21 protein-coding genes and 1 pseudogene are annotated in these 26,801 nt (G+C 27.7%); 3 read left to right on the top strand and 19 right to left on the bottom strand.

The window, feature by feature from the left end:
- Window positions 1–392: 392 nt before the first annotated feature.
- The 8 genes and pseudogenes from ptsP to JJC01_05550 all read right to left on the bottom strand — a co-directional run bounded on the left by ptsP (window position 393) and on the right by JJC01_05550 (window position 9,900).
- A complete protein-coding gene (ptsP, locus tag JJC01_05585) occupies window positions 393–2,105 on the bottom strand; it encodes a phosphoenolpyruvate--protein phosphotransferase (GenBank protein ID UDN59333.1) in 1,713 nt (570 codons plus the stop codon).
- 261 nt (window positions 2,106–2,366) lie between these two features.
- Window positions 2,367–2,627 carry an HPr family phosphocarrier protein gene (locus tag JJC01_05580; protein ID UDN59332.1) on the bottom strand — a complete coding sequence of 87 codons (261 nt, stop codon included), beginning with the start codon at window positions 2,625–2,627 and terminating at the stop codon, window positions 2,367–2,369.
- A gap of 191 nt (window positions 2,628–2,818) precedes the next feature.
- A complete protein-coding gene (locus JJC01_05575; GenBank protein UDN59331.1) occupies window positions 2,819–4,030 on the bottom strand; it encodes a patatin-like phospholipase family protein in 1,212 nt (403 codons plus the stop codon).
- A 230-nt stretch (window positions 4,031–4,260) separates the two neighbouring features.
- A complete protein-coding gene (locus JJC01_05570; protein ID UDN59330.1) occupies window positions 4,261–5,994 on the bottom strand; it encodes an N-6 DNA methylase in 1,734 nt (577 codons plus the stop codon).
- A gap of 39 nt (window positions 5,995–6,033) precedes the next feature.
- Complete coding sequence (locus JJC01_05565; GenBank protein UDN59329.1) at window positions 6,034–6,432, bottom strand: Rrf2 family transcriptional regulator; 399 nt, start codon at window positions 6,430–6,432, stop codon at window positions 6,034–6,036.
- Entirely contained in the window at window positions 6,432–7,982 is a 1,551-nt protein-coding gene (locus tag JJC01_05560; protein ID UDN59328.1) for an EAL domain-containing protein, read from the bottom strand. The genes JJC01_05565 and JJC01_05560 overlap by 1 nt, the downstream gene beginning before the upstream one ends.
- 325 nt (window positions 7,983–8,307) lie before the next feature.
- Window positions 8,308–9,213: pseudogene (locus tag JJC01_05555) on the bottom strand (N-acetylmuramoyl-L-alanine amidase).
- Between the two features lie 42 nt (window positions 9,214–9,255).
- Window positions 9,256–9,900, bottom strand: a complete 645-nt coding sequence (locus tag JJC01_05550; protein ID UDN59327.1) for an undecaprenyl diphosphate synthase family protein — start codon at window positions 9,898–9,900, stop codon at window positions 9,256–9,258.
- A gap of 138 nt (window positions 9,901–10,038) precedes the next feature.
- Here JJC01_05550 and JJC01_05545 point away from each other — a divergent pair, with 138 nt between their 5' ends.
- Entirely contained in the window at window positions 10,039–10,509 is a 471-nt protein-coding gene (locus JJC01_05545) for a DUF4358 domain-containing protein (GenBank protein UDN59326.1), read from the top strand.
- A 362-nt stretch (window positions 10,510–10,871) separates the two neighbouring features.
- Here the strand turns inward: JJC01_05545 and JJC01_05540 are convergent, their stop codons facing one another.
- A complete protein-coding gene (locus JJC01_05540) occupies window positions 10,872–11,660 on the bottom strand; it encodes an HAD family phosphatase (protein UDN59325.1) in 789 nt (262 codons plus the stop codon).
- A 368-nt stretch (window positions 11,661–12,028) separates the two neighbouring features.
- Here JJC01_05540 and JJC01_05535 point away from each other — a divergent pair, with 368 nt between their 5' ends.
- The gene (locus JJC01_05535) at window positions 12,029–12,985 is read left to right on the top strand and encodes an LCP family protein (GenBank protein UDN59324.1); all 957 of its coding nucleotides are present in this window, start codon (window positions 12,029–12,031) and stop codon (window positions 12,983–12,985) included.
- Window positions 12,986–13,320: 335 nt separating this feature from the next.
- Window positions 13,321–14,286 carry an LCP family protein gene (locus tag JJC01_05530; GenBank protein UDN59323.1) on the top strand — a complete coding sequence of 322 codons (966 nt, stop codon included), beginning with the start codon at window positions 13,321–13,323 and terminating at the stop codon, window positions 14,284–14,286.
- Between the two features lie 241 nt (window positions 14,287–14,527).
- Here JJC01_05530 and JJC01_05525 read toward each other — a convergent pair whose 3' ends face one another.
- The 10 genes from JJC01_05525 to JJC01_05480 all read right to left on the bottom strand — a co-directional run bounded on the left by JJC01_05525 (window position 14,528) and on the right by JJC01_05480 (window position 26,799).
- Entirely contained in the window at window positions 14,528–16,642 is a 2,115-nt protein-coding gene (locus JJC01_05525) for a cell wall-binding glycosyl-hydrolase Cwp19 (GenBank protein ID UDN59322.1), read from the bottom strand.
- Window positions 16,643–16,939: 297 nt separating this feature from the next.
- Window positions 16,940–17,647 carry a C40 family peptidase gene (locus JJC01_05520; protein ID UDN59321.1) on the bottom strand — a complete coding sequence of 236 codons (708 nt, stop codon included), beginning with the start codon at window positions 17,645–17,647 and terminating at the stop codon, window positions 16,940–16,942.
- A 198-nt stretch (window positions 17,648–17,845) separates the two neighbouring features.
- Window positions 17,846–19,759, bottom strand: a complete 1,914-nt coding sequence (locus tag JJC01_05515; protein UDN59320.1) for a polysaccharide biosynthesis protein — start codon at window positions 19,757–19,759, stop codon at window positions 17,846–17,848.
- Between the two features lie 84 nt (window positions 19,760–19,843).
- Window positions 19,844–20,935, bottom strand: coding sequence for a glycosyltransferase family 4 protein (locus JJC01_05510; GenBank protein UDN59319.1), 1,092 nt, complete (start codon window positions 20,933–20,935; stop codon window positions 19,844–19,846).
- Window positions 20,936–20,940: 5 nt separating this feature from the next.
- Window positions 20,941–22,236, bottom strand: coding sequence for a UDP-glucose/GDP-mannose dehydrogenase family protein (locus JJC01_05505; protein UDN59318.1), 1,296 nt, complete (start codon window positions 22,234–22,236; stop codon window positions 20,941–20,943).
- Between the two features lie 25 nt (window positions 22,237–22,261).
- A complete protein-coding gene (locus JJC01_05500; protein UDN59317.1) occupies window positions 22,262–23,014 on the bottom strand; it encodes a glycosyltransferase family 2 protein in 753 nt (250 codons plus the stop codon).
- Window positions 23,015–23,061: 47 nt separating this feature from the next.
- Window positions 23,062–23,970 carry a glycosyltransferase family 2 protein gene (locus tag JJC01_05495; GenBank protein ID UDN59316.1) on the bottom strand — a complete coding sequence of 303 codons (909 nt, stop codon included), beginning with the start codon at window positions 23,968–23,970 and terminating at the stop codon, window positions 23,062–23,064.
- A gap of 21 nt (window positions 23,971–23,991) precedes the next feature.
- Window positions 23,992–24,741 carry a glycosyltransferase family 2 protein gene (locus JJC01_05490; GenBank protein UDN59315.1) on the bottom strand — a complete coding sequence of 250 codons (750 nt, stop codon included), beginning with the start codon at window positions 24,739–24,741 and terminating at the stop codon, window positions 23,992–23,994.
- A gap of 28 nt (window positions 24,742–24,769) precedes the next feature.
- A complete protein-coding gene (locus JJC01_05485; protein UDN59314.1) occupies window positions 24,770–25,945 on the bottom strand; it encodes a CDP-glycerol glycerophosphotransferase family protein in 1,176 nt (391 codons plus the stop codon).
- Window positions 25,946–25,959: 14 nt separating this feature from the next.
- Complete coding sequence (locus JJC01_05480) at window positions 25,960–26,799, bottom strand: glycosyltransferase family 2 protein (protein ID UDN59313.1); 840 nt, start codon at window positions 26,797–26,799, stop codon at window positions 25,960–25,962.
- Between the last annotated feature and the right edge of the window lie 2 nt (window positions 26,800–26,801).

Below are 26,801 nucleotides of genomic sequence, written 5' to 3'. Positions count from 1 at the left end.
ACATTTTTTGAAAATCAAGTAAAATAAATAACCTATCGGTTAGGCTTACATCCTCCATCTCCTATGACGAGGAAGAGGAATTTCGCCATAGGAGGTTAAATATATACTCTTTAAACCATTCACCCTTAATATATATTACCATATTTCAAAAGTACATCCACATAACATTAATACATATTCAGGTGCAATTACCTAAAAAATAAGTCTACAAAAAACACAAACTATAATTAAAGTATTATAAATTTTAATTTATAATAATAAAAAAGCCATAGCGTATAAAATAAACTATGGCTTTTCTTTACTTATTGAGTTATTCATATTATTTATAACATATCTACATGGATATTTTATATAATATAAGTTTGTAAATTACATATTATATATTTTATAAATTACATGTTAAAAGTTGTTTCAATATATCTTTTTATTTCTTCCGCAGTACCCATATTAAGTACTTCATCAGCTAATTTTTTCATATCCGCTTCTTTAACTGAAGTTATTAATTTTCTAGCAGGAAGTATTGATATTGGAGACATAGAAAACTCGTCTAATCCCATACCTAAAAGTATTGGTATCATTTTTTGGTCTCCAGCAGATTCTCCACACATACCTGCCCATTTACCTTCTTTATGTGCATTATCTATAACTGTCTTTATAAGTCTTAAAACAGCTGGATTAAATTGATTGTAAAGATAGCTTATCTTTTGATTCATTCTATCAACTGCACAAGTATATTGTATTAAATCATTAGTTCCTATTGAGAAGAAATCTACATGTTTAGCAAGTATATCAGATATTACAGCAGCAGATGGCACTTCTATCATCATACCGATTTCTACATCTTTAGCATAAGCTATACCTTCAGAATCAAGTTCTGCTAAAACTTCTTTTACAACTTCTTTAGCTTGTAATAATTCTTCTAAAGATGAAATCATAGGGAACATTATTCTCAATCTTCCATGAACACTTGCTCTATATAAAGCTCTTAATTGAGTCTTAAATATATCTGTTCTATCTAAACAAAGTCTTATTGCTCTGTAACCTAAAAATGGATTCATTTCAGGTTCCATAGTCAAGTAACTTAACTCTTTATCTCCACCTATATCTAATGTTCTTATAACTATAGGTTTACCTTCCATTCCTTCTAATACAGCTTTATAAGCTTCATATTGTATTTCCTCAGTTGGGAAAGAATCTCTATCCATATATAAAAATTCTGTTCTATAAAGACCAACACCTTCAGCATCATTCTTTATTAGACCTTCTATATCATTAGGAGTTCCTATATTACCAGCTAATTCCACGTGTTTCCCATCAAGAGTTACTGATTGCTTTCCTTTTAATAATTGTAATGCTTTTCTTTCCTCTTCATACTTAGCTTTTAACTCAGTGTATTTGCTTATAGTTTCTTCATCTGGATTAACGATTACTTCACCAGTATCTCCATTGAAAACTACAAAATCTCCATCTTTAACATTTGAAGTTATATCACTTAGTCCAACGATTGCAGCGATTTCTAAAGTTCTAGACATTATAGCTGTATGAGAAGTTCTTCCACCTATGTCAGTTAAAAATCCTAAAACCATTTTTTTGTTCATAGTTGCTGTATCTGATGGAGTTAAATCATGTGCTATTAATACTACTTCTTCACTTAAAGCAGATAAATCAACAACTTTGATTCCTAGTATATGTCTAAGTATTCTATTTGTAACGTCCTTTATGTCTGCTGCTCTTTCTTTCATATATTCATTGTCCATAGACTCAAACATACTAACAAACATTTCTTTTATTTCATTTAAAGCATATTCTGCATTTACATTTTCAGTTTTGATTTTATCAATTGCAGAACCAATTAACTCTGGATCTTCTAAAACTAATAAATGTGCTTCAAATATTTCTGCCTCTTCTTCTCCTAATTCTTGAGAAGCTTTTTCCTTAACTTTTATTAATTCTTCTTTAGAAACTACAACTGCATTTTCTAATTTAGCAACTTCCGCTTCAACATTATCTATAGTTTTTTTCTCAATTACTAACTCACTATGCTCAACTACTAACGCTTTCCCTAAAGCAATACCAGGAGAAGCTCCTATTCCTTTGTAAGCCATAACCCTACCTCCTAAAAATATCTTCTGTATTTTGATTCCAAATTTATAATTAAAAATATCTTACTTATTTCATCATTTAAAATATTTATATTTTCATACCCAATTAATAATAATCTTAATCTTCTGATTAAATAAACATGAAAGTAACAAAGAAACTAAATATTTACAAACTTTTGTCTGTATATTTTTAATGTTTCTCTGTTACTTTTACTCTAAGCAATGATTAGATTATAAATACCAAATTTTTAGAAATTATTATATCTACTCTCCAAATCCACTTTCAACTAATTCAACCATTGCTGCTAAAGCTACTTCTTCATCTTCTCCATTTACAACTAATTTTAATTCTTCTCCTTGAGCTAAACCTAAACTCATTATTCCCATGATTGATTTTGCATTTACAGTTTTGTCTTTTGCCACAACTTCTACTGTTGATTTAAACTCAGCAGCCTTCTTAACAAACATTCCTGCTGGTCTAGCATGTAATCCACTTGCATTTTTGATACTAACTACTTTTTCCATTTTTTAAATCCTCCTATAAACCTAACATTTTATATTTTTTAAAATTGTTTTCCTATTTTTTACTTTAATGGCACTTAGTGGTACTTTTTTGTCCTATGGTCATTTTTTGTTCCCACTAGTGCTACAAAAATATTATACTACTAATATACACTTTTTTCGAGTATAATTACAAATTTTTTTTTGTTTTTTATTTAACTTTGACTTTTTAAGTCTTTTATAATACAATTTGTCAATAATTTTGTGTTTTTGTTCTTTTTAATACTGATTTTAGGTCTAATTTCAAAATTTGATGCTAAATTCTTATTAGAATCAATATTTGTATTTACAACATCTATAACCTTATTAAAATCATATAATTTTACCCTATTTATACTATTTTCTTCAAGTTTTTTCTCATATACACAGTAAAATAAATCTTTATATGAAAAATTTTTGGGTAAACCAAGTGTCTCACCAAGCTTTGGTATTACATTTTCCATAACAGTTCTAAGCGAAACATCTCTTTTTATATTCAATAAGTTACAAATACATTGTATTGTTTCATTACTCATTCTTCTAAATCTATCAAAACAATACTCTTCATCATACTTATACTCTACATCAAAGTAATACTTAATACCATCGCATCTTTCATAAGCTTTCATGGTATCTAAATATCCTAATCGAATATTTTTTTCTACATTATCTCTATCTTTATTAAGAGAACCGCCTAAATATTCTGATGGTATTATGGTTTTTATATTTATATTTTGATGTTTATTTAGGTTCATTTTTCCAAGAAAATCATCAATTAACCTAATTACAACAACATCTTCATATCCTTTATCTTCTAAAAGCCCTATTGGCATATTATCACAAAACATTCCATCCAAATACAATTTATCATCCATTACATTTGTTTGGAAAATAGGCAAACTAGAACTAGCAATTAAATAATCAACCAATCTACCTTGTGGCATATCTTCTATATACAATGGATGAGGATTAATTTTTTTATCCCACCAAACCGTAACAAGTCCAAAGTCTTTTTTTGATTTTCTTATTATATCTTCATTTAATGTAGTTTCCATCAAGTGTCTTAATGGGCTTATATCTATACCTTCATTTTTTCTGGCTTTATTTATAAGTTCAAAAACTGCATTGATATTTTTCGTAGTAAAATCTACATTTTTAAATCTCTCATAGCTTTCTTTGTCAATATTCATAAAATGAGTATAATCATAGTTTAGCCATATATCTTCCATTACCTCAATATCGTTTTGAATTATATATGCTCCATTCAAAGCCCCAATTGATGTTCCTGTTACTCCTTGAAATTCTATACCAAGTTCTCTTAAAGCTTTATACGCACCTATTTGATAAGCTCCTTTTGTTCCTCCACCTTCTAAAACTAATCCTTTCATATTATCACCTACTATTTAAAGCGTTCCTAATTTATATTCCTCAGCAAATATTAATTCAAAAAACTACTTTTAGCTATTGGAGAAAAATAAAATTGTACAAATTTATTTTTATTTTATCAAAAAAATATTCAAAAGTATATATTTTTAATATTTTTTATATGGTTAACTTTTTCTTTATCAATTTAGATAAATTATTAACATTCAACATATTTTTTCATATCCATACTTATTTATATTCCCAAAGAATCTATTACTAATTTATCTATTTTTATCTGCAATTTTTCTACTCTGTCTTTGTCTATTGTTTCATTTAATAAAATTGATATTATTTGTTTTGATAAATCCTCTATTGCTTCATAATTATTATCTCTAAAAATTCTTATCTTCATAACCTTATTAGGATAATAATCATATATATTTTTACTCATTTTTTTAGCTGTTATTTTAAAGTATTTATCATATACACTAGAATTTAAAATTCCAACTAAATATTCATATGAAAATTTATCTAAATACTCATCTTTTATGAAAAAAGAATATACATCTGCACTTGAAAAATTATTATCATAATCTATAGCAAACCTATTTTCTTTGGATTTATATGGATACATTATCTTTTTTCTTTCGAAAAAAAGCTTTTCTCTACCCCATTGAAGCTCATACCACTTTCTTATTCCACTTTTACATTCTCTTCTGTTTTCTAATTTAGTCTTATACACACCTATAATTTCATCAAGTATTTTTTTGTTTTTAACCTCGTCATCTATATCATTTGAGTATATTAACTTATATTTACTTTTCTCTACTACATACTTGTTTATATTTTTGCTTTTTATCCAATCTTTTAAAAGCTTCTCATCTACAAAATTTAATTTTAAATCCCCTTCACTTAAAATAAAAGCCTTATCACATCCTGTAATTATGCCTTGAAAGCTTACAGCTATGTCTTCTAGGCTATATTTACCTTTTTCTTGTATTTTATTATAAAAAGATTCATTATCCTTATTTACAATTATCCATTCATCAGAAAGCAAGTTTTGATTTATATTAAAATATTCAAATTTACTACTATTTAAAAGTTCTTCTAGTGTTTCAAATTTATTTATAGATACATCTTCATTCTTTATTCTAAATATATCTATAGGCGTATCATTCAATTTTTTTTTATTAAAAGTAAGAATACAACTAGAAACACCTATATTTTTAAATATATTTGCACCCAAAAAATCTACTATTTCTTTAATATTAACATTTGACTTAATATAATCTCTCAAATCTTTTCCTGACAAACTTTCTAAGAAATATCTCGGCGTTATAACACTTCCAGTTCCTCCACATTTTAAGATATCTATAATCTTTTTATAAAAACAAAAATATAAGTCAGCTTTATCTTTATAAACTTCACTGTACTTTTCTAAAAGAAATTTTTTATATTTTTTTTCAAGTTTTTTATGTCCAATATACGGAGGATTACCAACTATGTAATCAAACTTATATCGCCAGTTTTTCTTTAGACTATCACAACAAAATAGGTTGATTTTAATACCTTCATCTTCTAAATCATTCGTTGTCTTTTTGTTTTTTAAGCTATCCTTTAGTATATTTATAGCATTTTCATCGATATCAGCACCATATATACAATAGTTCAATATATGATTGTGTATATTATCAATCTGCCAATAATTTTCATCATATTTATTTTTTAATTCATAAATATTTTTTTCAAATAAGTCATATAAAATATCATATACTTCTAAAAGAAAGTTCCCACATCCACAAGATATGTCAAGAATTCTCGGATATGGATTTTTAATTATATCGTGATTTCTCAAGGTTTTTTTAACAATATAATCGACAATGATTTTAGGTGTATAGTATATTCCACCTGCTTTTTTAGTATCTACATCTAAACTATTCTCATACTCTTTAGATAATAGAAAATTATCTTGAGATATATCATCCATAACTGAAAACCTCCAACTATTAGCTAAGCTAAAAATTTATTATTCTAATATCTGTCTTATAGATTTTCTTGATAAAAGTTTATAGATTTCTTTTTCTATCTCTAGTAATTCCTGATTTACCTTGCAACCTTTTAAACAATTACTACAATTAGATACATATCTAGTACATTTATTTATATATATTTTCCCATCAATTATTTCTACAATTGTTCTCAAACTTATTGTATCCAATGATACATTTAACATGTATTTCTTTCCATCTTCTTTATTAAAAGTAAGTAAATTATTTGCACAAAGTTTTCTAAGTAGTTTATATAGTGTTAATATTGGTATATCTTCATTCTTTAATATTGTTTTGACATCTATTGGATTATTTTCTCCATTATTAAATATAGCTCTTACAATTCTTATTGCATAATCTACGTCTTCTGAAATCATTATTCCACCTCCTCAACTGCCATATATTCTTTCAAAAGACTCTCTTCTAAACTTATATTACTTCTTCCAGTAAGAAGTTCCTTGTAACTACATTCTTCTATTGGCTTAGAAAATACATAACCTTGTATAAAATTACATCCCATATTATTTAAAACTTTAACTTGTTCCATATCCTCTACACCTTCACATATAACAGCTAAATTTAAATCGTGCGAAAGATTAACAATGGCTTTTATCATAACCTTTGTTTTTGAGTTGGTTACTATATCTAATATAAGTGACCTATCAATTTTTATAACATCTACTGGTATCCCCTTAAGATTGATAAAATTTGAGTTCCCTATGCCAAAGTCATCCAATGATATATTCATACCTAAAGATTTAATTTCATAAAGTCTCTCACTAATAAATTTTACATCATTTAAAGCTGTTGTTTCTGTTATTTCTATTTCTACAAGTTTTCTAGGAACATTATATGTATCAAACATCGACTTAAAAAAATCTACTAAATCATTCTTATAAAGTTCTACTCTAGATAAATTTATTGAAACTGGTAAAACATTTATCCCTTCTGAAATCCATTTATCAATAGTAATAAAAACTTCTTCAATCACCCATCTACCAATATTATTTATCAAACCACTTTTCTCAGCTATAGGTATAAAATTATTTGGAGCAACCATACCTAAGGTTGGATGAATCCATCTTATTAATGCTTCTGAACCTATAATTTTATTTGTACTTGAATCAAATTTAGGTTGGTAGTGAATTATGAACTCTTTGTTTTTAATAGCTAAAAATAAATCTTGTTCTATTTTCATAAGTGATTTTATTTCTTTTTCCATAGCATCATCAAATTCAACATATTCTATATGCTTTAATCCTTTTGATTTAATTCTTGCCATATCAGCATTATCTATGGCTTTTTTTATGTCAATTTCATCATTATTAAATTTATAAATACCAATAGAAGCTTCAATGTTTATATTCATTTTAAAACTATCTATCTGACTCAAGGTCACAATTTTATTTTTAATAAGGTTTGCCAAATTAGGAATCTTTTCATCTCTATCTTCAAGTTTTATTATTAATAAAAAGACATCGCTTTTTAACTTTCCATAAATAGCTTCATTTCCAAAATAATTTTTTAAGTTGTTTGAGATATTGTCTAATGCTTCATCCCCTAGCTTATAACCATATATCTCATTTATAAGTTTAAGTCTGCATAAATCAAAGCATGCTAACACACAATTTTCTCTCTTATTAGCAAATATATAACTTTGAATATGTTGTAAAAAGTCATCATCCTTAGTGATGTTTATAAGTTTATCCAAATTACTTGTGATATCTAAATTAATTTCGTCTTCATATGCCTTAACCTTAAGGTATGAAATAAACATACTTATGCTAAATAAGATTAATAAAAGCAAAATTTGACTCTTAATGTCTATTCCAATATGCTTTGTAAGTAAAACTATTCCCAAAACACCAATTATAATAAAAACTATTTTATTTAACCAACAAATTTTCATTATACTTTTTTTATTCATATAAATTCCCCTATATTATTTTTTAAATTATTTTACAATCAAACTTTTTTTATATTATATATTAATTATAAGGCACAATTGCTAGTAAATCAATCTAACTTAAAATCACATATAAATAACTCTATTTCTACGATTTTATTTCTCTATTTTTTTCAAATACCAACTAATTTTGACAAAAAAAACTATGAAGACAGACATACATAAAACAGTCTGTAGTTTCATAGTTCTTGAATCTAAATAATCTTTTCAGTATGAAATCATACTTTTAATATAATTCACACCTTTGCATTTTTAATTTAACTTTTACATTTAGATAATAATTAAATTATTTGTTTCCCTTAGAATCCAAATATGAAAGTATACCTTGAACAATTCCCTCTGTAAGTTGCTCTTGATATTTCGCATTTATTATTTTTTGCTCTTCTGAAGGCGTTGTTAAAAAACCACACTCTATTAATATAGCTGGCATATTTGATTCTCTAAGTACTTCAAAATTATTTTCAATTATTCCCCTATCCCTTACTTTAACATAAGATGCTATTGTACTTTGAACTGTTTGTGCAAATTCTTTTGAGCCATCTGTAGCTTTATTTCTATACCATGTTTCTATACCCGTTGCTGTATTTCCATTTTTTTCTGCATTTAAGTGTATAGAAACAAGTACATCAGCAGAGCTATTTTTTGCTAAGTTTACTCTATCCATTAATGATACATATGTATCATCAGTTCTAGATACAACTACTTGAATGTCCTTTTGCTTAGCTAATTTATTTGCTAATTTCTTTGAAATTTGTAAAGTAAGGTCTTTTTCATATCTGTTACTAGTTTTACTTTGAGTTCCTTTATCATTTCCTCCATGACCTGGGTCTATAAATACAGTATATTTTTTGTTTTTATTTTCGTTTTCATCACCAAGGTCAAATTGTTCTGAGTCAACTTTTTGTTGTTGATTTGCTTTATTATTTTTATCCATCCCTTTGACCAAAGCTACTACACCTTGAGTAGCCTTAAATGCAATAAATAAAAATAACGCTGTAAAGCAAATCAGTACTACTAACTTTTTTTTATTTATTTTTCTTTTTTTTCTATTTAGATAGCTGGTATTTTTAGATTTGTTTCTTGAATTATTGTTATTATTGCTTTTCGACATTTCTTCACCCTTCTTGGTATAGATTTTTACATTTTTTCATATTATTAGTGTTATTTTACCACCAAGAAGTTTTTTTTTCAATAATTTAAAATACTCTACAATCTAAAAACTGAAATTTCTTAATTATCCGCCTAAAGTGACATCTTGTGTATCATACCAACTAAAGGCATCTTTTATATCATCACCTTTGAAATCTGGCCAATAATTATCTATAACATAAAAGTCTGCATAAATTGATTGCACAGGCAAGAAACCGCTTAATCTGCGTCTTCCTCCCCATCTAATTATCAAATCCAGTCTTGACACATCAAATGACTGTATGTAATCCTGTATGTTATTCTTATTTACATTTTCTACTCCTGATATATTATTTAAATCCCAATACCATCCATAATTTACCAGTAAATTTGCTCTTATCTGTCCATCTTTAGCTTGAATTCGATTTGTATATGGTAATAATTCTTCTGGGAACATTGGAGATTTTGTGTTTCCAACAACTAGTAAAGCTGCACCTTCTTCTATCAATATATTTGCTGCATCAATACATGCTTTTGTAAACGCTTTTGTCTGGACTGATGGACGTCTTGTATTATCAGTTGTAAATCCATAAAAAGTTACTTCTTCACAACCTAAATCTCTACATAATCTATAAGATTCTAGTCCAGGATTTATTCCACTTTCATATCCTCTATCCTTTGTCATTCCATTTTGACTTGCCCATCTTCTGTTTCCATCTGGGATAATTCCTACATGTTTTGGTACTCTCATTTTTAATCACCTCTTAATAGGTATTATTATCAAATTCTTACATTATTAATCAAAACTGTAACATTAAATACATTTATTTTTATATAATTATGTAGTAAACTAAATTAAGATAGAGTTAAAAAAACTTGGAGGTTTCTCATGAAAAAAATTTTAATGTTGTTTTTTTCAATAATCTTATCCTTTGGAATGGTTAGTTGTTCTTCAAGTAGCGATTATAAAAACGTTTCTACATCAAAAATTGAAAAAGCATTAAAGTCTTCTGATTTGCTTATAAAAGAATCAAAATTTTTTGATGCAAAAGAATTTAATTATTTTAACGATGTAGAAGAAGACATTACACAAGGTTTTGTAATCAATTCTTCTGAAAAATTATATCTAGAAGATATCATTGTCATAAAAACTGACGATGTAAATAAAATCTATAAAACTCTAGAAAATTATAAAAGAGACATGATTCAAGCACCTTTTGGAGAAGGACATGGAGAAAAAAACAATTCTGAAATAGCAAACAGTACTATTGTTGAAAAAGCAGGTAAATATGTTTATTTGATTTCCGCAGAAAATGTATCTCAAATAGAGGACAAAATACTGAGTATCATAAAAAAATAAATATCTTTATTGATGTTTATTAAATATCAATGTAATTTTTATATAAATAAATTTATTTTATCAAAAATTACATTGATATTTTTTATTTATTCAATTAGTATCATTTAACTCTCTTTGATATTTATATTTTTCTTTTTTCCTAAAACTAAACTTATTAATATCAAATCGACCATAATTACAGTCAATACTAAGTATGTCATCCATGCTAATGTATATCCACCAGACATATCATATAGTTAGTTAGTTTCTATTTCTGCAATTTCTCCCAATACTTCTTCAAGCTGTAATTTATATGCTTCCTTTAATTTATCATTTATACCAGCCAAAATAATCTTTTTCATTTAGAACCCCATCATAGATGGCTATCCAATTTTTATGACTTCTTTTATCTTATCTACAACACCATTTTCAGTATTTCTTTTTGCTCTAAATCTAGCAATTTCTTTCAAATACTCATTTGCATTCTCCATGGCATAGCTATGATAAGCACTCTTCATCATTTCCACATCATTCAATTGGTCACCAAATACCATAGTTTCTTCATATTTTATATCTAACATTCTTTGTACTTTTTTTATGGCACTTCCTTTATTCGCACCTTTTGCAGTTAAGTCAAGCCACTCTACCCCAGAAATACATACTTGAGCTCTATCAGAAAACTTATCAAAGTAGATACTATTGTTATGTTCTGCACCTTTGAAATCATGTATAGCTATCTTTAATATATCACCTTCTACTTCAGTCAAGTCATCTACAATTTTAAACTTTGCATAGTAAGTATTAACTTCTTCTATAAAAGCTTCATCTTTGCTCTCTATATAGGCGTATTTTTTACCACTCATTACAATTTTTTTCCCTTTTATACTTCTTGTTGTCTCTATGATTTCATTTACTAACTCTTTATCCAAAGGATTTGATAATATTTCTTCTCCTTTATATACTACTAATGTTCCATTCTCTGAGATAAACATCATATCATCTTTTATATCTTCAAATTTTTTTATAAGATTTTGATACTGCCTGCCACTTGCAGCAGAAAACATTATTCCCCTCTCTCTTAATTTTTTAAATACTTTATAAAATTCTGGATTTATTTCGCTCTTTTCATCTAACAAAGTTCCATCTAAGTCTGTTGCTATTAATTTTATCATACATTTCCTCCCCCAAATTATATAATTTATGATTATTTTTTATTAATTTTTATCAGTTTAAATTTTCAATTCCTATTATACACCAAAAATTCTAAATTACAATTTACACCTTTTGTAAGATGATATAACTACAATCAGGAAAATATTTTTTCCAATATATACAGTAATTTATAAAAATTTAAATCTTCATATAATTATATTCCAAGAAAATTAATAATAACTACACACTTCCTTCTATAAAATATTATAAAAATAATTATATTATGACAAACTTATGCTAATTTATTGTGTTTTTTATTGCTTATGTAACAATTTTTTAATATAATTAACTATGTGTAATTAAAAAATTTAGAAAGTAGGGGATATTATTGTCAGGACTCAAAAAATTTGTTATATTTCTAGCCCTTTTAGTCATAGCATTTCCTGTCAGTGTATACGGATATGTTTTTACTAAATTAAAAACTATCCAAGATGATAGTATAAATACAGAGGCTCTTAGCAGTAATGACTATAAAAATGAAGAAGATATTACAAATATATTATTATTAGGTACAGATGCAAGACCAGGAGAAGAAGTTTCTCGTTCTGATGCCATGATGATATTAACTATTGATAATAAAAATAAAAGTCTTAAATTAACATCATTAAATAGAGATACGTACGTTAATATACCAGGACATGGAGAGCAAAAATTAACACATGCTTATGTATATGGTCAAGCTAATTTATTAATAGAAACTATAGAAGAAAATTTCCAACTCGATATACAGAATTATGCTGTAGTTGACTTTTTCTCTTTTATGGATATAGTTGATGCTCTAGGAGGGGTTACTGTTACAGTTGATAAGAGTGAAATAAGAGAATTAAACAAATTTATACCTGAAACTTATAAATGGCATAAAAATTCTGACAAAGGCTCTCTTGAGTATATAAGAAGTTCAGGTGAGCAAAAACTAAATGGATATCAAACACTTGCATTTTCTCGTATAAGAAAAAATGATAGTACAGATGAGAGAGATAGAAGACAAAGAAGTGTTATACAAAGTTTAATAAATGGTGTTAAGGATTTACCAGTTACCAAATATCCTAATCTAGTTAATACTATACTTCCATATGTTAAAACTAATATGAGTCCTAATGAAATAATTTCTCTAGGAACAAAACTTTTAAGTATTGGAAACTTAGACTTAAAATCAATGGAATTCCCTCTTTCTACTGAAAATGGTAGAAAAATTGGTAGTGCAGGCTATGTAATTCCTTTTGAAGAATATGAATTAGATGCAATGCACGACTTCATATTTGAAGATATTATGGTTGAAGAGTAAAATATTTATTTATATTAATAAAAAGTTATATACAGAATTTGACAGTAAGTGCATGCCTTTCAAGAAGCAAATTATTTTGTAATTGATAGGTGTGTACTTATTTTTATTGTAAAAAAACATATAAATCTTATTTTTCTTTAAAAATTTAATTAATTTTTTAAAGAGTATACTACACATACTTTTAATTATATATAAATTGACAAATTTTCTTATAAATTATGCCATTGTCTTTTTTTTGTAACTGAAACAAGTATTGAATATATCTCAATACTTTAATATAATTAAGTGTATGCTATTAAAAAATATACAGGAAAAAGAAGAAAGAAGGGGTACTTTTGTCAAAATTAAAGAAATTTGTTATACTACTGGCTTTCTTGGTAGTAATATTCCCTATAAGCGTCTATGGATATTTTTATTATAAATTATCTACTATTCATGACTCAAGCATAAATAGTGATTTATTAGATAATAATGACCATAAAAATGAAAATGGGATAACTAACATACTACTTATGGGAACAGATGCTAGACCAAATGAAGATTCTTCAAGGTCAGATGCTATGATGATATTAACTATTGATAACAAACATAATGATATCAAACTTACATCATTAGCTCGTGATAGCTATGTAGACATCCCTGGTCATGGTAAACAAAAACTTACTCATGCCTATGCTTATGGACAAGCTGATTTATTAATACAAACAATTGAAGAGAACTTTAATGTTGATATTCAAAATTATGCTTGTGTTAATTTCGAATCATTTATGTATATAATTGATGCTATTGGTGGCGTTGAAGTTACAATTGAAAAAGGAGAAATAAGTGAATTAAATAAATTTATTCCTGAAACTTATGGTTGGAATAAAAGTGATGATAAAGGTAGCATACAATATATTAGAAAATCTGGAGTACAAACTTTAAATGGATATCAAGCATTATCTTTTGCACGTATCAGACATAATGATACAGCTTTTGCAAGAGATGGAAGACAAAGAGAGATTATACAAGCTATAATCAAGAAAACAGAAACCTTACCTGTTACTAAATATCCAGGTTTATTAGATGCTGTTCTTCCATATGTTAAAACTAATATGAAGCCTAATGCAATACTTTCTCTAGGAGCTCAAGTTTTAAAAATGGGCGACTTAAATGTTAAACAATTTGAATTCCCTATTGATGATGAAATTCATAGTACAGGTGGTATATATGGAAAGGCTGGTTGGGTTCTTAGATTTGACCCAGATACTTTAGATATATTACATAATTTTATATTTAATGATATAGAATTTAAACAATAATAACACTAAAAAACATTTAATACAAATATTATTATAAAATATAAGATTAAATATAGAAAAAGAACTATATTACATAATTATTTTCAAGTTGTTATCCATGCTTGATTATAAAATGTATATAGTTCTTTTTTTAATTTCTACTTTTATTTAATACTTTTTAATTTAACATTTTCCAATTTGATACTTTTATTTTAATTTGCCTTTATAGAATTTATAATATAGCATCTTTATTAAATTCTTACTACTGAACTAAGTTTAATAAACTGTTTAATGCAGTTTGATTTATGCCATCTCCAGCTTCATATACTAGACTTGTCTTTTTAGGCTCTAGAGCAGTTTTCTGAGCAGATGTTACACTATTTCCAAGCATAACTACTGGTGATTTTAATTTTGCTGCTAAAGGTCCTGATGTTAATGCATCTACTAACTGATTACTCTTACTTACAAATATTGATGAATATTCAACATTTGGATAGAATTTCTGTATTACTTTTCCATTTGTTTCTTCTCTATTTTCTCCAGCTATTCTATTTTTAGATACATCATTAGTAATAACTTTATCTAATTTACTTATTACTGAATCAGATATACTTAAATTACCACCTATAAAGTATGCATCTTTTACATTTAAGTCTGATACCCAGTTATAGATTTCATCACTTACATTATCTTTTGATACTAATACGATTGGCTGTTTTTCTTCTCCTGCTTTTGAAGCTATAGAAAGAGAATCTGCTTCACCTGTACCACTTGTTATATATAGTTTGTCTACTGGATTAGTCTTAGCTAATTCTTTTGCTATTAAAAGAGATGTGCTATATCTATCTGAGCCACCTACTCTGTTTATTGATACATTTGATAATGTATCTTTTATCTCACTTTCAATTTTATCTCCAATAGAACTATTTCCTCCTATTAAGATAACTTTACTTGGATTAAGTCTTTTTATTTCATTTTTGGTAGATGTTGGTATGTCACCCTTATTTACTAATAATATAGGTGCATCATTTGCAGTAGCAAGTGGAGTTGATGTTATACCATCTACTATAGAATATCCATTTACTAATACTACTGTATCTGAATTTGTAGCCCATCCTTTTTTACTTATTGCAACTGCTGTATCATATCTTTCAGCACCTCTTAATTTTTCCACCTTGACATTAGATGGTGGAGTCACTGGCTGTTCATTGCTGTCAGAGTACAAGCTCTTTAAATCATTTTGTATAGATGTACTATTTGCTATATCTTTAGCTGAAAAATACATACTACCCTTTATTTCACTATATTTTCTATTTAATGTTACTTGCTTAACTATTTCTTTTGCTATGTTTTGCCCATTATAACTTGATTGCCCTTGCTTATATATACCTTGTCCTATGTATAAATCTACATTTGTTCCTTTTACTTCATTTGCCCACCATGCTACTAATTTAGAGTAATCTGCAGCTTTAAGACCAATTGGCCAGTAAAGTTGTGGAACTACGTAATCAACTAATCCTTGTTTTATCCATGCTCTTGTATCTGCATATGTACCTACATAACTTTCATTACCTGATGTATCTGAACCTGTTGGGTCACTACTCTTATTTCTCCATATTCCAGCTGGACTCACACCAAACACAACTTCAGGCTTTATACTCTTTATAGATGCCTTTACATCTCTAAGTAGAGTATTTACATTTTCTCTTCTCCAATTGTCTTTGTTTTGTCCTTGTCCATATTTTTGATATGTAGCAGTATCATTGAAGCTTACTCCTGGATAGAAATAATCATCGAAATGAACACCATCTATATCATAATTTTGAACTACCTCTGCTATACTATCAACTATGTACTTTCTAACTTCTGGTAGACCTGGGTCATAGTAATACTTATTTCCATGTTTAACTACCCAGCTTGGGTTTTTCTTTGCTGGATGGTTTGCTGGCAACTTATCTATGCTCTCATCTGCCATAGTTATTCTGTATGGATTAAACCATGCGTGAAATTCCATTCCTCTTTTGTGTGCTTCTTCTATTAAAAATGGTAATGGGTCATATCCAGGGTCTTTACCTTGAGTACCTGTAAGATATTCAGACCATGGATTTATATTTGATTTATATAAAGCATCTGATTTTGGTCTTACTTGAACCACTGCTGTGTTTATCCCTGAACTTTTTAATTTGTCTAATAGGTCTGTGTATTCCTTTTTTTGCTTGGCTTCATTATTTTTAGTCTTAGGCCAATCTAAGTTATAAACTGTAGATATCCAAGCTGCTCTCATTTCCTTATCATTTGACGAATCAGCAAATGAACTTACACTACACATTGTAAGTGTCATTACCAACGATAATAGTAATATACTTATCTTTTTCATTTCATCCCCCTTAATTTCTTAAATTTATTTTTTCTACAATATACTCCTTACTAAGTATATCTAAAATTCATATTATCTGTCAAATATTGAATAATATAGTTAATATTTATATTTAATATTTGATTATAATATGAAATAATTTATTATAAAAAAACAGCAAAGAAATTTATCTTCTTTGCTGTTTTTATAACGTTCATCACTATTTTAATATTAATTAATACTTCACTCTCTATGTAAAACATTAAACATAACTGTATTTAATGTTAATATTCAATCCTATGTAAATTAAATCTATTATTATTGTAAAACACGTGTAGCAGTTATAAGTCTTCTAGCATAATTAGTTCCTGGAGCCATACTAGTAACTTTTACTACATCTCCTGTTTGTGGTGAATGTATAAATTTAGAATCTCCTATATACAACCCAACATGATTTATTGAACCACCTGAACCAAAGAAAACTAAATCTCCTGCTTTTAATTCTGCTCTAGATACTTTCTTTCCTACTGTTGCTTGTGATCTTGATACTCTTGGCAAATTAACTCCTGCTCCATTTTTGTAAACATAAGAAGTGAACCCAGAACAATCAAAAGAGTTTGGTCCAGTTGCTCCCCATCTATATGGTTTACCTTGTTGCTTAAATGCTAAGTTTAAAACATTTTGTACCTTTGCGTCTACATTTCCACCTTCAATAGTTAAATAATCTCCATTTACCCATCCTGTAACATTGTCAACTGTTTTTATTTTTATCCATCCATTTGAATGTAATTCTAAAACTTCAACTTTGTCACCTGTGTTTATCTTTCCTACTATTGCATCATTTGCACTAGCTCCACTTCTCATGTTTAAGAAGTCACATTGATCTACTGTCGCAGTCATAGGTGAATTAGATAACTCTGCTGCACTAGCTGTTATTGCTCCCGCCTCCACTGTAACAACTCCTGCTATTAACACCATCGCTATAAATTTTTTCAATATATGTTTTTTATTTTTAATATTCATCATAATCTCAAATACCTAATCCTTTCGAAAATTTAACATTTTGTTCCTTCGTTTCCAATTCCTAATTAACATTCTAACTTACATCAAAATAAATTGCAACCTTTTTTGTAATCTTTTTGTAATCTTTTTGTAATCTTTTGTTTCTTTTTAGTCTCTATTTGTTTCTTTTTGCTCCCCCTGGTTACAAATTAGAAATATATTCTACTTATCTCGAGTTATTGCAATTTCCTTGATATTAGCATCTTCTGGTTTAATGTAAGTTGGTACTAATTTTCTCATTACACTATCTATTTTTTCAGTTTCTTCATTGTTTGTAATTTCTTTTAAAAGTTTTAAGTATTTTGTTATTTCTTCTCTATCAACATCTATTGGCCTACCAATAAAAATCTTTTTATGCTCTGTATCTAACAGACCTTCTTCTGACATAAGAAGTTCTTCATACAATTTTTCTCCTGGTCTAAGACCAGAAAATTCAATTTTTATATCAACATCTGGTTCAAACCCACTAAATTTTATTAAATTTTTTGCTAAATCCAATATTTTTACAGGCTCTCCCATATCAAGCACAAATACTTCTCCACCTTTAGCCATAGCTCCAGCCTGTATAACAAGTCCTACAGCCTCTGGTATCGTCATAAAATATCTAATGATATCTGGATGTGTAACAGTTACTGGTCCTCCATCTTCAATTTGCTTCTTAAAAAGGGGAATTACACTTCCATTACTTCCAAGTACATTTCCAAATCTAACTGCAACAAACTCAGTCTGACTTTCATCATTCATTGTCTGTATAATCATCTCAGCAGCTCTTTTAGTAGCTCCCATTATATTTGTAGGATTTACAGCTTTATCTGTAGATATAAGGACAAACTTCTTAGCTTTATATTTTGAAGATAAACCTGCTATATTTAAAGTTCCAAATATATTATTCTTTATAGCTTCACCAGGGCTTGACTCCATAAGAGGAACATGTTTATGAGCTGCTGCATGGAACACTACTTCTGGCTTATATTTATTAAATATTTCATCCATTCTTTTTTCTTCTCTTATTGAAGCTATTATTGCTTTTAAATCCAGCTTGTTTTTATATTTTCTAAGCAATTCTTGTTGTATTGCATAAGCATTATTCTCATAATTATCAACTATAATAAGCTCTTTAGGATTAAATCCTGCAATCTGTCTGCAAAGCTCTGAACCAATTGAGCCTCCTCCTCCAGTTACAAGGATTACTTTTCCTTCAATGTAGTTACTTATCTCTTTTAAATTTGTTCTTATAGGCTCTCTACCCAATAAGTCTTCTATTTCTACCTCTCTAATCTGTTTTATGTCAACTTTTCCATCTATAATTTCATAAATCCCTGGTATTGTCTTTATTTTACAATTAGTATTTTTACACATATCAATAATTTCTTTTTTTCTGCGTTTTTCTATGTTGGCAATAGAAAAAATTATTTCATCTACTTTATATTCTTCAACTATATCATTTATCTTTGAAGTTGTTCCTACAATCTTTACATTATGAATTATTCTTCCGATTTTATTTTTATCATCATCGATTATAGCTACTGCGACTTTTTTAAGTTCTGGATTTCGCTTTAATTCTTGTATAACCATCTCTCCAGCATCTCCTGCTCCAATTATAAGAATGTTAGAAACCTTCCCTCTAGAATAGGTTTTATTCATGACTATTCTTATAGCTCTGTACCCTATTCTCACTCCACTTGTAAACATTATAATGAATATCGTATTTAATACATAAAGCATTATAGGATAATCGAGTCCCAATATTCTATTTATCACATAAGCTGGAATTAGATAAGCTAAAGTTGCAATAAAAATCGAAATAATTTCTTCTTCTCCTGCATATCTCCACAATGTGTTGTAACATTTAAACAATCTAAATGATACTATATGGAGTACAATATATATACAAACTGAAATTATTACATTATTAACATTGAATACATCTAAATTTCCTGTCAAACTCAAAGACATTCGAAATGCTACTAGCACGCTACAAATATCTAGAATTAATAATGTTAGTTGTCTAAATTTATATTTTTTAAAAAGCTTATTAAAAAAGCTTTCTTTCTCTAAATCTATACTTTCTCGCATAACTAGAAGCCCTCCATTAAACAGCAAAAGCTACGCACCTAAGCATAGCCAACAACATCTATCTTTTGCTGTATTTTTCAATTCTTATTTTTTATATTTATCTAATATAGAGTCGTATATTTTTGCTATATCATTAAAGTTTAAATTAACTTCATAATTTTCTCTAACAAACTGACGCCCTTTTTTACCCATATTAAGTCTAAGTTCATCATTTTCCATTAGCTTTATTATAGCATTTTTTATTTCTTCTGGTTGCTTTGGCTCTACAATTAGCCCAGTTTCATTTTTCAATACAGATTCTGGATGTCCACCTACATTTGTAACAATGACAGGAACTTCACAAGACTCTGATTCTATTGCAGCTACACCAAAACCCTCTCTCAAAGAAGGAAATACAGTTACATCAAAAGAATTAAAAGTCTTACTTACATCCTCTGGAGATATTCTACCTAAAAATTGAACATCTTCTTCTAGTCCTAATTCCTTAGTCAAATTCACTAAGTTATCCATTTGACTTCCAGAACCACCTATTTTTAAAATTATTTTCTTTTCTTTATATTCATCTTTCAACATCTTAAATGCTTGTACTAAATATTCAATTCCATATTTTTTTTCCAAACTCTTTATAATTCCTATTACAAAAGCATCTTCTTTTTCTACTTCCATAGGTTTAAATCTATCCATATCTACTCCGAAAAAGGTTACATCTACATGCTTAGTTGTATATTTATTAGCTTCTTTAGCCATGTCTCTACTATTTGAAAATATATAATCTGCTTTTCTAAAGTTATGTTTTATAATTTGTTTTTGTATAAAACCATTGTTTGGGAAATCGTAAATATCAGTACCCCAAACAGAAATAATATATGGATGATACCCAAGTAAACTCCCTATAAATCCATAGCTACTTGCATATTGTGCATGAAGTATATCTGGCTTTATTTCATTTACTAGTTTCTTTATTTGTTTTATTGAACCTAAGTATCCTGTTTTTTTAGAAATATTTTCATTTTTCAGTTCTTCTACGTTAGAACCAAAATCATATATTTTAATTCCTTCCATGTGACCTCCATTTAAAGAGATTACATGAATGTCATATCCTTTATTTTTAAAAAAACTACACCATTTCAAAGTATGAGGATTTGACCCATCAGCCAAATAACAAACAGTCTTCATAATATTTACCTTCCTATCGAATAATACTCAATACCTAGTTCTTTCATATCTTCAAGCTTATAGCAATTTCTTCCATCTAGAACTAAAGGATTTTTCATCTTTTCCTTATACTTATGTATATCATAATTTAAGACATCTTTCCACTCTGTCATTATAAAACATATCTCTGCATCTTCTATTGTATCATCTATAGATTTAGCATAAAGTATAGAATCTCCAAATATTTTCTTAGTATTTTCAACTCCTATTGGGTCAAATGCAGTAACTTTTGCTCCTCTTTCAAGCAAATATTTTATATTTGGGATAGATGGAGCTTCTCTTATATCATCAGTATCTGGCTTAAATGTTAGTCCTAAAACAGCAACTTTCATATCTTGAAAGCTCTCTACTAGTTTAGATGCCTTTCTAACTAATTTAAGTTTTTGGCTTTCATTCACTTCTATAGCAGCTTTTACTGTTTTTAACTCATATCCATTATGTTCAGACAACCAGTGAAGAGCTTTTGTATCTTTAGGGAAACAAGAACCTCCATAACCTATACCTGCTTTTAAGAATTTACTTCCTATTCTATCATCATAACTCATTCCTAAGGCAACATCTTCCACATTAGCTCCTGCTATCTCACAAAGATTTGCAATATCATTCATAAAAGATATCTTAAGTGCTAAAAAATTATTTGATGCATATTTTATCATTTCAGCACTATTTCTATTAGTTACTATTATAGGTTGATTAAAAGGTTTATAGATTTCTTCCAGTATTTCTCTTGCCCACTCACTTTCCACTCCTATAACGATTCTTGAAGCATGTAAAGTATCTCTTACTGCGCTACCTTGTGATAAAAACTCTGGATTAGATGCAAGTTCAACTTTCACATCATTTTTTAAGTTTCTATTTATATAATCTTCTATTTCTTCATTTGTTCCAATTGGTACTGTAGATTTTATTACTACTAAAGTATCTTTTGTTACAGTTTCAGCTATTTGCTTTGCAACTGCCTTTATATAATCTAAATTAGCTGAACCATCACTTCTTTCAGGAGTTCCCACAGCTATTAGTATTATATCTACATCTTCATAAGCTTTTTTATAATCTGTAGTATAATTTATTCTTCCTTTTTTATAATTTCTAACCATAAGTTCTTCTAGGCCTTCTTCATATATAGGTGCTATCCCAAGTTGCATCGATTTAACTTTGTGTTCATCTATATCAACACAAATTACATTTTCATTGCCTACCTCTGCTAGACAAACACCTGTTACTAGCCCTACATATCCAGTCCCAGCTATAGCTATTTTCATTTTTTTACCTCCAAGTATATAAAACTTATACTCTTTTTTTAATGGCATTAAAAACATAGAAACAAAATACATATAGACTTTTTGGTAAACTTAAATTTTCAACATTTCTATAAGTATTCCAAGTTCGTTTTAATGCTTTTATCTTATTGCTTGATATAGAATTCCCAACTAGCCTATAATTCACTAAATCTTCTTGAATTCCATATGCATATTTTTCCTTTTTAAGTAATTGTAACCAAGTTGCAGTATCTTGTCCTCTTCTTACTAAAGGCATACTAAATTCACCTATGACATCCTTATCGATGACTACAGTAGAACACCCTATTATAGTATTTCTAAGTAATCCTTCATAGTCAATCTTTTTAGGTGCTCTTGCAACTTTACTCGTTTTTGTTCCATCTTGTCTCATATATCTATAAGATGTAAAAGAAAACCCGATATTTTCTTTTAACATATATCCTATCTGAATTTCTAACTTTTTACTCTCCCATAAATCATCACTATCTACAAATGCAATAAATCTACCTTCCGCATTTTCAATACCAACATTCCTAGATACTGCAGCTCCAGAATTTTTTTCAAGCTTTATATATTTTATTCTAGCATCTTCTTTTTGAAAACTTTTTATAATTTCACTTGAATTGTCCTTAGAACAATCATCCACTAATAAAAGCTGCCAATTTTTATAAGTTTGATTTTGGATTGACTTTATTGTCTCTGATAAAAACTCTTCTGAATTATATACAGGAGTAATTATCGATACTAAAGGCTCATTCATATTTTTACTCTCCTTATATAGCAACTAGCAGTACTATACCAACAAGTTTACTTAGATACTAACTTTTTTTGTCCAATATATTTGTAATATCCTAATGGGAATAACACTAAATACAATAATTTATCAGATATTTTTTTGATTTCGCCAAAATAATGACTGTCAGATAACAATGAGTATCTAGCTAAATTTATGTAATTCTTTATCCACATATATGGATATCTACCTAAAGGATATGTATTTTGATTTATTAAATATAAAAACTCTAATGCTCTACCTTTTAATGCATTTTTATTTAATATATTCTTAGTCAAACCATCATCCAAATAATCTCTTATTATCATAGGTTTGTTTACACATTTAACATTATAGTATTTAGACATTTCATTCCATACTACACTTTCTGGTAAAAATCTCACTTCTTTTCTTTCTGGAAAAGGAAATTTTATAAGCTCATCAGTTACAAATACTATGCTTTTATCTCCCTTAACACCATATTTAAAATATAGGTCTGCAAAGTGACATATTTTTTTATCCTCAGGCATTTCTGTGCCTATTAAATCTCCACTTGGGTATACACAAAGTCCAACAACCCCACTAAATCCTTCTTTATTTTCTACAGAATTCCATTCATCATTAGCAATTTCAAGAGAATCTTTAATTAAACCATCATCACTATCTACAATGAAAAATAGTTCTCCATCTGCATTTTTTACACCTAGATTTATTGCAGTATGCTTTCCTCCATTTTCTTTGTATATATATCTTATATTTAATTTATCTTCTGATATAAATTTTTCAACTAATTCTTTAGTACCGTCACTACTTCCATCATCAACAATCAACCATTCAAAGTCGTTGAAATCATATGTTTGAGCTTTTAAATCATTATACAAATTTTCAAGTAAATGTGCTCTATTATATGTTGGAGTAAATACAGTAAATTTATATTTATACATTAATTAAATCTTCCTCTCTATCTAACTTTTTTTAATTCCATTTATTCCATAATTAATAAAGTAGTATATAGCTTTGTATAGAGGTATTTTTTCTATATTTCTATATATATTCCAAGTCCACATAGCAGCCTTTATCTTATTACCACTAAGGGAGTTACTAGATTTTCTATATAATGCTAAAACTTCATTTATTCCATGAGCGATATGTCCTCTTTTCAATATAGATAACCACAAGACATAATCTTCATGTCTTACACCACTCATTTTAATTTCAAAATCCAATTTAGACTTATCAATTACAACAGTAAGACATCCCAAAATATTTCCCTTTAATAACCTTCTATAATCTACATTAGGTGGCACTTTTATTACTTTATTTAACTTTTTATCATTTTCGTCCATCAGTTCATATGAAGTAAATGAGATTACATAGTCATTTTCTAACATAAAGTTTACTTGTTTTTCTAACTTACTACTATTCCACTGGTCATCACTATCTAAAAAAGCTATAAATTGTCCTGTCGCATTACTTAATGCTAGATTTCTAGCATTAGAGACACCCTTATTAGTCTCAGTCTTTATGCATTTTATTCTACTATCTTGTTGCATATAAGATTTGACTATACTAGGACTATTATCTGTTGAGCAATCATCAATAATTAACATTTCCCATTCTTGATAAGTTTGGTTTAATACTGATTTTATGGTTGCTTCAATAAATTTTTCAGAATTATACATGGGAGTAATTATAGATACTAAATTCTTCTTCATATTACCTTCCTCATCATTTATAAAATATTTATTTAATTTTACTTAATACACAATCATATATCCTCTTGCAGTTCTTATTGTCATTATATCTGAAAAACTTATTTCTTTCATTTTTTTGGTTACCCATAACCTCAAAATTATTTTCAATAATATCAATAAGTTTATTCACAGCTTCATCATTATTATAAGCCAAAGACCCAAACATTTCGCTTTTTAAATCTATATACGAGTCAACTTTTTCCATATATTCATCTAAATCAAATTGATAAAATAAAATAGGTCTGTTCATATATAGAAAATCTATGGCAACACTTGAATAATCAGTTATGTTTGCAGCTGATTTTCTTATTTCATTTGCTAGAGTTACCCCTTTATCTAAAAATACAATTCGTTTACCAGTTATGTTTTCTTTTATGTCATCTATAAACTCATGCATAAGATGATGCATATAAATTTTTACATTTATATCTTTCTCATCTAATATTTTATTTAATTTATCATCATTCAAGAAATTCATTATATTTTTAAAATAATCTGTATCTGTAAATTTTCCTGAACTAAATTTTATCCAGTCTCTCCATGTAGGAGTATATAATATATCTCGTGTTTGTGCAACTTCATTTGTTGGTAAATTGTCATATCTTGCATTTCCAATTATATAAACTGAGTCATCTAACATTCCCCAATCATTTACCATAACATCTCTTTCAAACTCAGAACTTGCTGTAACTATATTATAACTTTTATATAGGTTATCTATAATATTTTTAAACTTTTTATTCATTGGCTTTCTCTTTTTAAAACTTATCGTTCCATGATTTAAGAACACTTTTATCGTCTTTTTATGGAAATAATTAAGAACAGGTACAGCAAAGTTATAAGGTGCTATATCTGCTGATGGCGCATGTGAAAATACTATAGCTTTTGAATTGTAATAATATAGATAGTTTTCTACACTTCCTCTTATTAATTTCTTGCCTGGAATTTTATTGAATACTTTACTGTCTTTATTTACTACCCAATAAGTTTCTACATCATTATGTTCTTTCAACATATACTCATAAAAGAACTTGGCATTATCATTGTATATATCTCCTGAATGTCCACCTATAAGCCAAATATTTCTACCATTAAACTTATGCTTATTAAATGGATACATAAAAAAAGCCAAAAGCATATTTATTAAAAATTTAACCTTGTCCATAAACACCATCCTCATTATAACTTATACTGTCTAAATCCATTAATTCTTCCTTTTATAGTGGCACTATGATAATCTTTGTTGGAACTCAATATAAGACCGCCTATATTTCTTACAAGCTTTGATGCCATAACCTTTACAAACTTATAATTCTTTCTATAGACTATTTCTTTTTTGCAAATGGCTCCAAAACCTCTTCCATAGTTATAATCTTTTTGATACTTTTCTTTAGATTTAGAATGTTTTTTTGCAGGATGGTAAATTATATCATTCCCAAAGTATTTTCCTTTAAATCCTAAACTCAACAGGTTTAAAACATAATCTATCTCTTCACCAGCACCAAAATCTCCACCAACACCTAATTTTTCGTCAAATCGTGTATATTCTTTTTCTCCAAAATCAACAAAAAAAGTTATGGATGTTATAGTATTTAAAACGTTGGAACTTGTGATATCACAAGTTCCATCATACATTTTCTTAAATGCATCAATTTTATTTGCATCCATAGTTTTACAGCTGTATATTTTATAATCTTTATTTTTATTAAAGAAGTTTGTAACTTTTTCTAATGTATCATTTTCGTAGACACAGTCATCATCAGGAAAACCTATAATTTGCCCTTTAGCATTATCTATGCCTACATTTCTGTTATAACTTAATCCTAGCTTATCGCTTTTTATATACTTTATATCTAACTTATCAACGTATTTATCAACTATCTCCTTAACTTTGTTATTATCATTTTGATCTATTACTATAAGTTCAAAGTTTTTGTAAGTTTGATTTTCTAAGCTATCCATAAGTAAGTATATATCATCATATCTATTTAATGTTGGCATTATTAATGATATTAACATTA

This window comes from Clostridioides sp. ES-S-0010-02 (assembly GCA_020641055.1).
Taxonomy (GTDB): domain Bacteria; phylum Bacillota; class Clostridia; order Peptostreptococcales; family Peptostreptococcaceae; genus Clostridioides.
This window is presented reverse-complemented; position numbering and strand designations above follow the sequence as displayed.